Annotated in this window: 10 protein-coding genes; all 10 read right to left on the reverse strand. The window is 35.0% G+C overall.

From position 1 onward, the window contains the following. Nucleotides 1-61 precede the first annotated feature (61 nt). Entirely contained in the window at nt 62-1,840 is a 1,779-nt protein-coding gene (locus tag ACWZFG_RS10720; protein ID WP_455577619.1) for a lipase family protein, read from the reverse strand. A gap of 83 nt (nt 1,841-1,923) precedes the next feature. Then, nucleotides 1,924-4,404 carry a lipase family protein gene (locus ACWZFG_RS10725; protein ID WP_177505881.1) on the reverse strand — a complete coding sequence of 827 codons (2,481 nt, stop codon included), beginning with the start codon at nt 4,402-4,404 and terminating at the stop codon, nt 1,924-1,926. A gap of 155 nt (nt 4,405-4,559) precedes the next feature. After that, complete coding sequence (locus tag ACWZFG_RS10730; RefSeq protein ID WP_418627222.1) at nt 4,560-6,719, reverse strand: peptidase domain-containing ABC transporter; 2,160 nt, start codon at nt 6,717-6,719, stop codon at nt 4,560-4,562. Nucleotides 6,720-6,722: 3 nt separating this feature from the next. Beyond that, nucleotides 6,723-8,090 (reverse strand): HlyD family type I secretion periplasmic adaptor subunit, encoded by a 1,368-nt coding sequence (locus ACWZFG_RS10735; RefSeq protein ID WP_455577620.1) that lies wholly within the window; start codon nt 8,088-8,090, stop codon nt 6,723-6,725. A gap of 1 nt (nt 8,091) precedes the next feature. Then, on the reverse strand, nt 8,092-10,236 hold the full coding sequence (locus ACWZFG_RS10740; protein ID WP_455577621.1) for a peptidase domain-containing ABC transporter: 2,145 nt from the start codon (nt 10,234-10,236) through the stop codon (nt 8,092-8,094). A gap of 238 nt (nt 10,237-10,474) precedes the next feature. Further along, nucleotides 10,475-10,795, reverse strand: coding sequence for a DUF1540 domain-containing protein (locus ACWZFG_RS10745; protein WP_147670678.1), 321 nt, complete (start codon nt 10,793-10,795; stop codon nt 10,475-10,477). Nucleotides 10,796-10,809: 14 nt separating this feature from the next. Then, nucleotides 10,810-11,352 carry an NADH peroxidase gene (locus ACWZFG_RS10750; protein ID WP_177505275.1) on the reverse strand — a complete coding sequence of 181 codons (543 nt, stop codon included), beginning with the start codon at nt 11,350-11,352 and terminating at the stop codon, nt 10,810-10,812. A gap of 88 nt (nt 11,353-11,440) precedes the next feature. Then, nucleotides 11,441-12,802: a hypothetical protein gene (locus ACWZFG_RS10755; RefSeq protein ID WP_455577622.1), complete on the reverse strand. Its 1,362-nt coding sequence runs from the start codon at nt 12,800-12,802 to the stop codon at nt 11,441-11,443. Between the two features lie 14 nt (nt 12,803-12,816). Beyond that, the gene (gene pyk, locus ACWZFG_RS10760) at nt 12,817-14,232 is read right to left on the reverse strand and encodes a pyruvate kinase (RefSeq protein WP_455577623.1); all 1,416 of its coding nucleotides are present in this window, start codon (nt 14,230-14,232) and stop codon (nt 12,817-12,819) included. Between the two features lie 282 nt (nt 14,233-14,514). Next, complete coding sequence (locus tag ACWZFG_RS10765) at nt 14,515-14,712, reverse strand: hypothetical protein (protein ID WP_147670686.1); 198 nt, start codon at nt 14,710-14,712, stop codon at nt 14,515-14,517. Nucleotides 14,713-14,731: the final 19 nt, after the last annotated feature.

Consider the following 14,731-nt stretch of genomic DNA (forward strand, 5'->3'; position numbering starts at 1 on the left):
CATAAAACTAAATTCGACATAAAAAAAGGAAAAACAAATTATGTTTTTCCCTTTAATTCATTTACCGTCTCACAAGTTGATTGTTTTGTATGGAATATTGCATTTTATCACTGCCTAAAAATTGGAACGTTATATTAGACCCTATGGTATTTTGCACATTTGACCAATTCTCAATTGTTATTGAAGAATATTGATCATATTTAATATATAAGCTATTATCCTTTTGCGACACCAACGTATGCGATGGTAAAATTTGATCTGACATTAAAAATACAATTGCACTATTCTTTAAATCTATTGCCGATGTATTAACCAAGACATTGGCGTTTTCTGCATTTTCACGATCAAATTTCAACGTTACCGTTCCTGATGATAGTTGATTATCCGTTGTTTTTCCAAGAATGTATTGGTTATTTCCACCTTGCCCGTAAAGCGAATCATTCCCACCAGTCCAGACTAAAGTATCATTTCCTTTTCCACCATACAATTCATCATTGCCACGGCCACCTTCGAGATAATCATCTCCATCACCACCATAGAGGATATTGTTCCCTGCGCCGCCAAAAATTTTATCATTACCTGCTCCACCAGAGATAAAATCATCACCTAATCCACCTACAAGCAAATCATTTCCTGATCCACCTACAATATAGGCACCATAATTACTTCCATAAATTTCATTGCCTAAATTGTTGCCCATAATTATTTCGTTTGTAGCTGATGTTGAACGAAAAACCTTCTCCGCAGCGCCTAGCATGACTCTATTCTCTGGATAGGAAAAGCTGGTTCCATCAAATAAATCAATTTGTTGCCCCATCTCATGTCGGTCTAATCGAATATTTTCAATTCCTGTCGCTTTTTGAAATGCTTCTAAAAAAATACGATAATTTGGCAATTCACCAGGTCTATCACCCCTAGCCAAATCATATGGCATTGGCACCGTGAATCCTAAATGCCCCTCTGATGCAAACTCACCTACAGGGTCTCCTTCCGTACAGAAATTTATGATATGGGAAAAATCTTTTGTATTTAAAGAATAACCTTGAATTTGTTCTAGCAATGTTAATACACCAGTACCATCAATTGCCATTGTCGGTATTGCTGTATTTGTATCCAAATAATATTTAGCTGAAACCAATTGTGCCATTGAACCACCTAAGGAATGCCCTGTAATAACAATATGATAAGAGGATAAATCAGCAGATTTTTTTATCACATCCATTGTATCATTGAACCATTTGTATGCTGTATAAAATTGGTCGGGAACTTTATTCGCCATCATTTGCAAATCCGCAACTCCATCATTACCTAAAACTAAGAACCATTTTTTATAAAGCATATCATATTCATTCGGCGTGAGAAACCTTGTAAACCCATCTGAGTAAGTATACAAGTCCTTTAGTAATCGAGCATCCAAAGCATTTTCAGCCAACAATTTCGTAAAACCATGTGAACCTTCAAAAGAAATATTAATCTCATGAGTTTTATCATTGACAAACATTCTAGCATTTAACCCTGTTTTCAGCTCATCAATACGTTTTTCTACATGCCAATCGCTTAAAGCACTCTCACCATTACCAGCCACTTTATAAAATGCATAGATTTCTTTATAACTCATTTTCATTAGATCAGATAATGAGGATGAAGATGTTGTGTAGGTTGATGACGATTTTTGACTTGAACTTATTGGTGTGTTCTTTTCTTCAGCTTTAGAAGTTATACCTGGGATTAAGTTTCCTAATTTAGATAAAATACCATTACTCTGCTTTGACTTAGATAAAAAACTTCTTCCTTCTACGATATCGGAAATCAAATTTTTCTCTATTTCTATAATTCCCATTTCCGTCCTCCTATATTTTGTTGTAAAGAAGGCAGGAAAATTTTAAAAAATCTTCCTGCCTTCTTGTACGAAACTAAATCAAATTATTTTTTCACAAAAGATGTTCCTTCAATTTTGTAGGAAGCATTATTAAACTCAAATGTATTCACGCGATCCCCTGTTGCATACCAGTCGGAAACAACTACCGTATTTGTAGTATTTAGACCACTCTGTTGATAAGAAATAACTAAATCTTTTCCTTCCTGGCTAATCGTATATTCTTGCGCATTGAAAACATTATTAAATTTAATAACGTCTTCCTTATTGCTGCCAACAATACGATCATTTCCAAATGAATTATCAAATACAAAGGTATTTTTGCCAGCGCCACCGAACATTAAATCATTGCCTTTTCCTGAGTATAATGTATCGTTTCCAGCAGAACCAACTAAAAGTGTTCCTGAATACTGTGAATCTGTACTTGCTTTAATTTCGCCCTTACCGGCACTAACAGCATAGCGTACATCGTCTACATATAACTTACCATTTGTAAACTGGAAATCAACCTTTCCGCTATTTTGACCAAAAGAGTCAAATGCATCTTTAAACGTTACTGTCGCAGATTCATTTCCTAGATTGTCAGTCATAATAATGTCACTACCATTTACAGACCATTTCATATCTTGGAAACGAATTTCATCAGCAAAATTTAATAAAATGCTGCTGTCTTTTGCCATAGCACCTTCAAATACCACTGTATCGTGGCCAAAGTTAGTAAAATTACGTTCCCATTTTATTTGCCCTTGACCAACGACACCATTTTTCACAATCAAAGTATCGTTGCCTTCATTACCACATAAAATGTCATTGCCAGCTGACCAAACCAAAGTATCATCACCAGCACCGCCGAATAATAAATCATCACCCTCGCCGCCATCTAGATAATCATTGCCTTCGCCGCCGTAAAGAATATCGTTACCTTTACCACCAAATAAATAGTCATCGCCAGCATCGCCAGCTAAATAGTCATCACCATCTCCGCCATAAATGAAGTCATTCCCATTACCACCAGATAACATGTTACCGCCATTACCTCCGCGAATAACATCATCACCATCACCTGCAAGTACAAGCGTAGCTTTATTTGTCGTTGTAATAATGTCATTGCCATCCGAACCAAACATGGTTACTTCCGATAACCCTAATCGAGAACCTGACCATACTTCACGTGGATCAAGATAGTCACGATATACAGCACTACCTACACCAACACGGCTTGGATCTTTAAATCCAACTGCAGTACCTGACCATAATGCAATAGATTGATCCGGTTCATGACGATCAAATCTAGTTGCGGCAATATTACCAAGTCCTAACTTATCTGTTAATTCAGGAGTAACTAGATTTAGATGATTGACTGGATCCATAACGACGGACTCAAGGTTTTGCATATCTTCACGAGTTGTTAATAAATATGGAACGATTAAGTTAACACCAACATGACCATCTTTATTTGGATCAATGTCATAGTTAACTGCTCCAACCGGGTCTAATACAGTAATCAGATTTGTAACAAAACTAAAATCTTGTGCTTTAAAAGTATTTACAATAGCTTTAGCTTCGTTTGCACGTTCTAATGCCGTACCCGATTTCAATCTTACTACATTTCCATTTGGAAGATGAATATCATTTCCAGCTAACAATTGTTGTTCAGCATAAACTTTAAGCTGCTTCAACATACCAGGACCAGCTTCTGCCAATGTAGGTAATGCTACTCCAGTATCGATAAAATACATACCTGCCATCATTTGTGCCAAACCACCACCTAAAGAGTGACCAGCAACATTAATTCCATAGTCAGCGCCATATTTATTAACGACATCGGCAACTATGCTTTTAAATTGTTCATAGCCTTCTCTCATTTGTGGCGGAATAACTCCAAGCCCAATTTCAAGATCGGCTAAGCCGTCTTTACTAAGCCATAATGGGCTTAAATCACTATTTGCCTGTGTTCCCTCGAGGGTAATTGCTACTTGTTTATTTGCTTCGTCAACGTATACTCTGCTGTTGAAACCATGCGATGTTTCAACTTCTTTATAAAGTCTCCATTTATCTGTGATTTCTGAATTTGAAACCATTCTGCCTTTATAGATAAGCCAAGATAAATCACCTAAGGATGCACCTGTTGTAAATTTACTTTCTACAACTACACCAGCTCCGGCACTAACAGCACCTTCCTTACGTTCATAAGTTGGAGCTTGCGTAGTTGATGGCAATGCGTTGAAGATATTTGTTGCAACATCTGCACTTATCGTTGCAACCCCTTTAACAAAACTAACTGCATCACGAAGTACATGTGGACCATCATGCCCAAAGATAGCAACCTTAGTGTCTTCTACGACATCTTCTATAGCGGCTTTCGGATCAGTAATAACTCTATTAGCAACTGCACTAACTGTGTTTAATACCTGCTCCGTGGCAACTGCAATATTGCTTGCTGCCAAACTTTTTTTGCTTGCTGTTGTACTAGTATCCTCTTTAATCTCACTAATCAACGTTTTTGTAATTTTTCCAATTAGAGACATTTTAAAAATTTTCCCCCTTCATATTTTTTTTACTTTGACAAAGCTTTGACATTTCCCTTACCCCCATTTTTATTTTTCAGAATTGTATTTAAACAATCCCAAAAGGTGATAATCAAAACTTTATATATGTAAACATACCATGATACTAAATAGTATTATGATATAGCTTTACCTTGTTGCTGCATTAATAAAGAATGATAAATCCCCCTGCCTGCAAACAATTGTTCGTGCGTTCCTACTTCAGCAATTCTTCCATGGTCTAAAACGATAATTTGATCACAATGTCGAACTGTAGAAAGCCTATGCGCGATCATAATCATCGTTCTTCCTTCTGAAATTTTTGAAAGATTTCTCATAATAATATTTTCAGACTCAAAATCTAAAGCACTGGTTGCTTCATCAAAAATCAATATACGAGGATCGGTAATTAACGCCCGAGCAATTGCAACTCTCTGTCGCTGCCCCCCTGATAATGCCCCACCTCTTTCCCCAACCATAGTCTGATATTGCTTTGGAAAATCTTTAATAAACTCATTCGCGCCACTTATTTCAGAGACTCTTAGAATATCCTCCATACTGGCATTTGGATCTGCTATAGCGATGTTTTCAGCAATCGTACCATTAAACAAAAAATTATCTTGTAATACAACACCAATTTGTCGCCTTAGCCATGCTGGTTCTATTTGTGCCATATCAATGCCATCAATTAGAACTCTTCCAGATTCAGGAACATAAAGTCTTTGAATTAATTTAGTTACCGTACTTTTTCCTGAACCTGACCTTCCAACGATCCCAACACTAGTACCTGCCTTTATCTTAAAAGATAATTGATACAAAACTTCTGCCATATCCACGCGATACCGAAAACTCACACGATCAAATAAAATATCTCCTTTTATTTGCGGTAAAGTTGTACGTGTTGGATTAAAAGCAGGCTCTATCTCCGCATTCAAAATATCACCCAATTTATCAACTGAAACTTTTGTCTGTTGAAAACTTTGCCACATATTAACAATTCTCAAAACTGGCGCAATTACTTGCCCAGACATCATTTGGAATGCAATTAATTCTCCAATTGAAATGTGATCATCCATAACCAAATATGCACCATACCAAAGGATTATTATCGTGAAAATTTGTTGAATAAACGCACCAATATTCCCGGCAAAGTTCGCTAAATTCGTTGTAGCAAAAGAAGTTTTAATAAACTTTGACAACATTTGTTCCCACTTTTGACTTAATTGCTGTTCTACCGCAAGAGATTTTACCGCTTGTATTCCTGTTACCGATTCAATAAGAAAAGCCTGATTTTCCGCATTCGCTTCAAAATTTGCATTTATCCTTTTACGATAAACTGGTGTAATAGCCAAATTTAAAATAATATATATTGGCAATATCAAAAGTACGATGATACTTAAAACTTTACTATACATAAACATTGCTACCACATAGACAATCGTAAAAATAGAATCTAAAACGATCGTCAGCGCTGACCCAGTAATAAACTGTCGAACAGTTTCAAGCTCACGGACCCTAGTAACAACATCCCCGACTTGCCAAGAGGAAAAATATTTTATCGGCAGTGATGTTATATGTTTAAATAACTTTGTACTCAATATAACATCCACTTTATTTGTCGTATGGGTAAATAGGTACCCTCTTAAACTCGTAATCCATGTTTGAAATAAAGATACAAGAATCATCCCAATAATTAATATATCCAAAGTAGATAAACTTCGATGAACAAGCACTTTATCAATAATCACTTGTGTAAACATCGGACTTATAAGTCCAAAAAGCTGTAATAAAAATGACATCCCCAAAACTTGCCAAAGAAATTTTTTATATTTTAAAATAACCGGAATAAACCAAGACAAATTAAAGCTTTTGTCCTTCTCTTTTTTCTCATACCTTTTAGTAAATAAAACGGCCTCACCATTCCAGATCTCTAAAAACTTTTCTAAAGCTATTACAACTGGATGAGTTTGATATGGATCAATTAATGCGACTTTCCCTTGTTCATGCCGAACAACAATTACTCGATTATTATTGATTAATGTAGCGATTAAAGGTAGCGGCATTAATTCCAGTCTAGATTTGTCAACATTTATTTTTCTTGCTTTAAGCCCAATCTCTTTGCTAGCTCTAAGCAAAGTTAAAGTGTCCATCCCTGATCTATCCACTACATATGCACGCTGCAATTGCTCTTCTTGAGCTGAAATGCCGTACATTTTAGCTATAATCACTAGACATCGAAGTGCTGTATCGATTTTATGTATATATAGATCTGAATTCTGTTCTCGTCTAGCTTCCACGCGCTATCTCTCCCTTAACGCTTCACTTTTATATTGTCTAAACGGATCAAGGAAAAATTCTATGATACGTTTTTGTCTAATTTTAATTTCCGCAGTAGAAGTCATCCCCGAACCTAAAGGAACTTCCTGTCCATTAACAACAAAACTATTTTTGTCAAGCTCAAGCATAACTCTATATACCCTACCTTTTTCTTTATCTTCTACCGCATTTGGACTAATCTCTGTAATTTTCGCATCAATTGTACCAAATTTTTGGAAGCTAAACGTTTCTACTTTTACCTCCGCGGGCTGACCTACTTGAACAAAGCCAATATCTTTGTTTTGCACCCAAGCTTCAACTTGTAAAACCGCATCCTCTGGAACAATCTCCATTAGTCCTTGCGCCGCTGTAACAACACCACCAATCGTATGTACAGATAATTGACTGACCCTTCCATCTATTGGAGCTACAATACGAGATAATCGATTTTTTTCTTCTGCTTTTTTTAATTCTTCCTGATAAGATGCTAACTGCTTTTTATCTTCAACCAACGCTGAAGTTATATCACGATTACGTTCTGCATTGATACTGTCCAGCTGTTGTTGAGCCTGAACAAGTCCCCATTCTAATTTTGCAATTTCTGATTGTTGTGCATTGATATCTTCACCTAATTCAACACGCTTCGATTGATGATCAAGTAAAATAAATGTAGATATTGCATTTTCCGTTGCTAATTTTTCCACACGTTCTTCTTTTTCCTTTGCAATATTATACATGTCAATTAGCTTTACATATCCTGACCGAGCGGAAGCCAGACTTGCTTCTGCTTGCCTCATATTACTTTGTGCCACTGCCATCTTGGCGTTATACTCCGCTAAACGGCTATTATATAAATTTTGTTGGAATAAAATATCCCTCGGCTCTAGCCCTAGATGTTCTTTCACTATAAAAGAAGCATTTGCTTGTTCTGCTAACAACCTTTCAATATCCAAACTATAGTAAGCAACTTGATGCCGCAAATTATTTACATCTGCTTCTGTAATTGTCGTATCGAGTTCAATAAGCAAATCACCTTTTTTCACAATTTGCCCTTCAACAACATGAATTTCTTTTACGACCCCTTTATCTTCAGCCTGAATCGTTTTCACCTGCCCATTAGGAATAATTTTTCCATTCGCAACAGCTACCTCATCTACTGATCCAACCATAACCCAAACAAACGTTACAATAATTAATGCAAACAAAGTCCACAAAACTGTTCTTCCCACTGGTGATGGCGGCATTTCTATTACTTCTAATGCGGCAGGTAAAAATTCAATTTCTTCTTCTTTTAGCTTTTTTTCATCTTTACTATAAAATTCTTTTATAAATTCTTTTATTTTCTTCAACATATTAAACCTCTTGCTGCATGTACAAGTTATAGTACAAACTCATTTTTGTCATCAATTCATCATGTGTTCCATATTCAACAATACTCCCCTTATCTACTACAAGAATCATATCGCAATTACGCACGGTGGAGAGTCGGTGAGCAATCATCAGCATCGTTCTTCCAGACGCAATATGATCAATATTTCTCATGATAATATTTTCTGATTCATAATCTAATGCACTCGTGGCTTCATCGAAAATTAAAATTTTAGGATCCATGATAAGCGCTCTAGCAATTGCAATCCTTTGCTGTTGCCCTCCGGATAAGGCCGCCCCTCTTTCTCCAACTTTCGTATCATATCCTTCTGAAAGTTCAAGAATAAATTCATGGGCACCAGCTAGCTTTGCCGCAAAAATAACCTCATCTATTGAAGCCCCAGGATTTGCAAAAGCAATATTATCTCTAACACTGCCATTAAATAAGAAATTTTCCTGCAAAACAACTCCAATTTGCCTTCTCAGCCAAACAGGATCTATCTCCATTACATCAACTCCATCTATATATACCTTTCCATTCCCCGGTATATATAGTTTCTGTACAAGTTTAGTAATCGTACTTTTTCCCGAACCTGATCTTCCTACAATCCCAACACGCATCCCTGGCATAATTTCAAAATTCATCTCTTTTAGAACCGCTTCACTCTCAGCATCATAAGTAAATGAAACATTTTCAAATCGAATAGCTCCTGTTACGTTTATCGGCTCATGACTATGAAGTCCATTAATTTCAGGCGCAGTATTTAAAATATCTCCTAGACGCTCTACCGCTAGCATTGTTTGTTGACAACTCTGCCACATTCCTGTTAAACGATGCATCGGATCACTTGCCTGTCTGGCTAACATCTGAAATGCAATCAACTGCCCAATCGTCATCTCTCCATTCATAACTTTATGTCCTCCAACCAAAAGAATCCCAAAGGTCATGATACTTTGAATGGTTCCGCTTGATGCACTTAAACAAATATTGAATTTCGCACTATCAAAAGTACTTTTAATATATTTAGCCAATATTTTTTCCCACTGATAGTTAAACTGTGGTTCTACGGCCAATGCCTTCATCGTCTGCACACCTGTAATTGACTCTACTAAAAAAGCATTACTTCTTGCACCACTTTCCCACATAGCATTTAAGCGTTCTTTATAAATAGGTGTTGCGATTATATTTTGAATAATATATAGGGGTAGCGGAATTAAAGCAATAACTGTTAAAGCAACGCTATAATAAAACATCACTCCAATAAACACAACCGAAAAGAAAGCGTCTAAAAACACAGTCATTGACGAATTAGTCAAAAAGTTGCGAATGCTGTTTAACGCGGATACTCTTGTAAGTGTATCTCCTACTCGCCGCACTTCAAAATATCTTAACGGCAATGACGTTAAATGCCGAAATAAGCGCGCGCCTAAAATCATATCTACTTTATTTGAAGTATGCGTTTCAATATATTTTCTAGCGATTGTCATCATGCATTGAAATATTGCTGAAAATACAAGAGCTAAAGCTAAAACATCTAAAGTTGCAATTCCCTTGTGCAGAATTACTTTATCAATAATCACTTGTGTAAATAAAGGAGTAACCAACCCAAATAACTGTAAGAAAAAAGACGCAATTAACACTTCAATAAAATATTTTTTATATTTAACGATTACAGGAATAAACCAAAGCAAATTAAATTTTTTACTTGCTTCTTTTAGACTAAAAGGTTTTTTAATTAAAATACATTCGCCTGTCCATGCCTCTATGAAATCTTCTATTTTGCAAGTTTCAGTCTTCTCTTCCTCCGGTTTATAAATCAACATCACTCGAGTATTACTTTTACCAATTATCAAATATGAAGAGTTTTTCATCTTCGCTATTAAGGGAATATCTGATTCTGAAATTTCGTCTATTGTCGGTTTGATTATTTTTATTTTTAATTTTAACTTCTTAAATTTATTTTTCAGTAAATAAACATCTATTTTTCTTTTATCATTTTCTTTTATTTCATCAAATATTTCCTTTTCATATTTAACACCTTCAATTTGCAATACTGTCAAAAAGCATTGAATCAAAGTATTTTTTTGTTTTTCTTCTTCATGGTTAGATTTTAATAAAACTCCATTCATTTATAATACCTCAATAAAATTATACTTTTTATCTTTATCTTTTATTACATTTTCTCTTACATTTTTATTTATTAAATTCGTCTCTTTGTAAGAAATTCCTTCCTGAAAATGCTTTTTTTTGTATTTTTATAAAAAAAAATTATATTTTATTGTGTTTTATCACAATATATGAAAAAAAGAATAAAAAGTAATAAAAAACGATACGCTTAAAATTTAAACGTATCGTTTTTATTACTTTTTATTTTGCTTCAAAACTTAAGCAATTGGTTTCACTATGTGTTATTGCATTTTTTCCACCAACCGTTATTCCATCTCGATGACAACAACAGTTCTCATTGTACTCACAACTTTCAACTCGACAGTTTAAGCAAGTACATTCCGAAGAATCATTGCCACAACTGTTTGTCAAAGATGAGTAGGTATCTTGATTTAAATATGATGTACAACAAGTATCTGCATCAGTTTGAGCTTTACTTCCGTCTATTTCAACAAAATTAGCATAACAAGATCCACATTTATTATGTGAACACTTATCTACTGAACATGCTATTTTTCCCATATTAATATCGCTCCTTATTTAAAATATCTATCTAACAAGCCCTTAAATGCACATCCATGACGCGCTTCATCTTTACACATTTCATGAACGGTATCATGAATTGCGTCAAGATTACGCTGTTTCGCTAGCGTAGCCAATTGCTTTTTCCCTTCAGCTGCACCATACTCCGCTTCAACTCGCATAGCTAAGTTTCGTTTTGTGCTAGCTGAAACAACTTCACCTAAAAGTTCTGCAAATTTCGCTGCATGTTCTGCCTCTTCCCAAGCAATACGTTTATAAGCTTCTCCAGCCTCAGGATAGCCTTCCCTATCAGCCTGTCTAGACATTGCCAAATACATCCCAACTTCTGTACACTCCGCTAAAAAATTAGAGCGGAGCTCTTCTACAATTTCCGGATCTGCATCTCTAGCAATACCAATCCGGTGTTCATCTGCCCAACTCATTTCTCCAGTCTTTTCAATAAACTTATCTCTTCCTGCTTTGCAAAGCGGACATTCTGCTGGTGCTGAATCACCTTCATGAACATATCCGCATATCGTACAAACATATTTTTTCATTATTTCCTCCTTATAAAATTAAAAATTTAATCCCGATACTTAGTATTCATCGTTAATAAAAAAACATACATAAAAAACGACTTGACCTTTATAAAACAAGATCAAGTCGTTCTTTATCTTCCGATGCCATTAAGGATATGTTCGAAATTCCATGATTTATCCCTAATTGATTTTTTTTAATATTCTTTTTTTCTCCCCAATGCGCCAATAACAAGTCACAAAAAGCTTCTATTCTCGGAATACTCTTTTTCAATTTTGAAAACACAATCCAATATTGCCGTATATTTAAAATAATATTTTCCACCGTACTTCCACTTTGCCGAGCTTCCACTTCAAAAAAGAATATCAGCTCATTTAAAAGAAGCTTCAAATTTTTTTTTCGCGTAATATCACTGGAATGAGTAAACCTTTGTTCATGCATATAGATTTTTCTACCAGATTCCAAAAGCGGTATAAATAATGAAAATGATTTATCTAAACCATAATTTTCTACTGCCATTTTCAATAAACACAGATATGATTTTACTGCTGGCTTCATATCACAACTATCATACTCGGATAATTTCAGCAAAAAACATAACACCCTATCACCACATTTTGACGATAAATTCATAATCGCCATCCCAGCGATATTAGGTATTTCTTGAATCATTCTAGAAATTATTAGACTTGTAATCAAACCTTTTCCATATAATTCCTCGTAAAATTCTTGATATAGATTGAATAAACACTCATTATTCGTTTTTAATATATAGTAAAACCAATCAATTAATAATTCTTCTATCTGTTCGCTAATATTATAGTGTTCAAAAGTTATTTCAATATCTAAAAAATACTTTTTGCATTCTATAAATAATGCATCATCTCGTTTTCTTATTGCAATAATCCCAATTCTTTTTAACGCCAAAATTGATATTGTCCTTGTCCGCTGCTCATGTAAATCAAATTTTGATATACTATAGAATATACATTCCATGACTTTAGACATTAAATACGTTAAATTTCTTTTTTGCATGATAACGAGCAAAATTAATAATTGTCGTAAGCATTGATTCGCATTTTTTTCATTAATATGCATTAACAATGTTTTATATGCTGCAAGAAGATATTCCGCAACATCATATTGCTTAAGCTTTACCGCCTTAATAATTAATGCCATAAGCTTTTTAGGTTCACTATTTCGCATTAATTTTTCACCAAAAGATAATTTCATTAACTCTGATACCTTATAAGCAAACACTTGATTTTCAGTAGCAATAGCAAGGTTGATGAGAAAATATTCTTTTCTCATCAACCCATCGAGAACTTTCTCATTTATGCGTTTTTTAGAACTTAATCTGCTTACTTCAAAACATAATATATTATAATATAAATTAAAAAAACGCACTGAAAAACATCGCTGAAAAAGCGCTATAGATAATAATCTCTTCACCAACATTCTCCAGAGCATCTATAATCCCCCTATTATTTAATCACATGCACTTTTAGCATATTTGTTGAACCAATTGTATCATTTAAGCCTGACGCCACCACCAAAACATCACCACTTATAAAATCCCCATATTTCATTGCTTTATCAATTACATTATTAATCAGGGTATCACTGTCATTGTAAGACTCTCTAAGAATTGGATGAACACCCCAATAAAGCTGCATTTTACGAAGCGTTTTTTCTGATGGAGTAACTAAAATAATTGGCATACTTGGACGATATTTAGAAATCAATCTGCCTGTAGATCCACTATTACTAGCAGTTACAATAGCTTTCGCACCTAAGCTTTGCGCTAATCGGACGCTTGCATGCCCCATCGCATTTGTAAGATTACTGTGCTCAACCAATCCCTTTTGTAAAAAAAGCTGATTATATTTTAAAGACTTTTCTGTCTTCTCGGCTATTTTAGCCATCATCTTAACTGCCTCAACTGGATATTTTCCAGATGCAGTTTCCCCACTTAGCATAATCGCATCTGTACCATCCATAATGGCATTGGCAACATCACTTGTTTCAGCCCTTGTTGGACGTGGATTTTCCACCATAGACTCTAACATTTGCGTAGCAGTAATCGCAATCTTGCCAGCCACATTACATTTTTTTATAATCGTCTTTTGTACTAAAGGTACATCCTCTGCGGGTATTTCTACCCCTAAATCGCCTCTTGCAACCATAATACCATCAGATACTTTTAATATCTCATCCATATTCTTTACGCCTTCAGCATTTTCAATTTTAGCGATAATCCCCATTTCATAATTATTCTCAATTAATAAATTACGAATCGCAAGGACATCTTCCGCACGCTGCACAAAGGACGCTGCAATAAAATCCATTTCATTCTTAATACCAAATAAAATATCAGCCTTATCTTTTTCAGATAAAAACGGTAAATTTACAGATACCCCTGGAACAGCTACTCTTTTTCCTGAGCTAATTGCACCACTATTCATAACTGTAGTAATAATGTCATTACCTTTTATTGCCTCTACACGAAGACTAATTAATCCATCAGATAAAAGAATCATATTTCCAGTTTGAACTTCTTGAGGTAACAACTTATGATTCACAGAAGCTCTCTCATTCGTACCTTCAACTTCATCCGCTGTAATGATAAATGTACTATTTTTTGTTAAAAAAGTTTTACCACCTTTGAACTTGCCAAGTCTCATTTCTGGTCCTTTTGTATCCAACAATAATGCAACTGGTTTGCCTACTTTTTGGGAAGCTGCTCTTAATTTAGTAATACGGCATAGCTGTTCCTCATGATCTCCATGTGAGAAATTACAACGACCAACATTCATTCCAGCATTTAATAACTGTTCTAAAATGCCATCACCATCAGTTCCTGGCCCCATAGTACAAACAATTTTCGTTTTTTTCATCATTAAAACAACCCCCTTTAATATTTATTCAATTTCAACTTTATCCGCTGGCTAACGAGGTCATCTAACGAAATAAGCGATTCACACAAAATCGAAGATTTTGGTTCTCCGCTTATAATCCCCCTATCTTTTCAGCTGGGAATAAAGTTCCCGTAAGCCCCTGGATTACTCATCTGCCTAAAGCTTTATCTGAATCAGCCTTGCTTATAAAGTTGAAATTAATGAACAAACCTCTTCATACTGTTATTTTCATTAAATCCATATGAACAACATCAATTTTAAACTTTACTTAATAGCTTGCTGGCAAAGAATCATTTGAGCTTCATCGACTTCTGATTCCAGTACCTGAATTTCATACATCCCATCACCATCTGACGAAGCGCTTGTAGATTTAGCATTAACTAAAATGCCTTCTCCACCCAATAAAGCCTTTAGCGCATCAGCTTGTTTCTTATTTCGCGCAATATATATGGATGTCCACATAACAGTATCCCCCTACAAG

This window comes from Anaerosinus sp., from assembly GCF_965318445.1.

What these genes read in the sequence shown, in the direction of transcription:
- ACWZFG_RS10745 (WP_147670678.1), bottom strand. Translation starts at nt 10,795, where the DNA reads ATGGGAAAAATAGCATGTTCAGTAGATAAGTGTTCACATAATAAATGT.
- pyk (WP_455577623.1), bottom strand. Translation starts at nt 14,232, where the DNA reads ATGATGAAAAAAACGAAAATTGTTTGTACTATGGGGCCAGGAACTGAT.
- ACWZFG_RS10720 (WP_455577619.1), bottom strand. Translation starts at nt 1,840, where the DNA reads ATGGGAATTATAGAAATAGAGAAAAATTTGATTTCCGATATCGTAGAA.
- ACWZFG_RS10765 (WP_147670686.1), bottom strand. Translation starts at nt 14,712, where the DNA reads ATGTGGACATCCATATATATTGCGCGAAATAAGAAACAAGCTGATGCG.
- ACWZFG_RS10735 (WP_455577620.1), bottom strand. Translation starts at nt 8,090, where the DNA reads ATGTTGAAGAAAATAAAAGAATTTATAAAAGAATTTTATAGTAAAGAT.
- ACWZFG_RS10750 (WP_177505275.1), bottom strand. Translation starts at nt 11,352, where the DNA reads ATGAAAAAATATGTTTGTACGATATGCGGATATGTTCATGAAGGTGAT.
- ACWZFG_RS10725 (WP_177505881.1), bottom strand. Translation starts at nt 4,404, where the DNA reads ATGTCTCTAATTGGAAAAATTACAAAAACGTTGATTAGTGAGATTAAA.
- ACWZFG_RS10740 (WP_455577621.1), bottom strand. Translation starts at nt 10,236, where the DNA reads ATGAATGGAGTTTTATTAAAATCTAACCATGAAGAAGAAAAACAAAAA.
- ACWZFG_RS10755 (WP_455577622.1), bottom strand. Translation starts at nt 12,802, where the DNA reads ATGCTCTGGAGAATGTTGGTGAAGAGATTATTATCTATAGCGCTTTTT.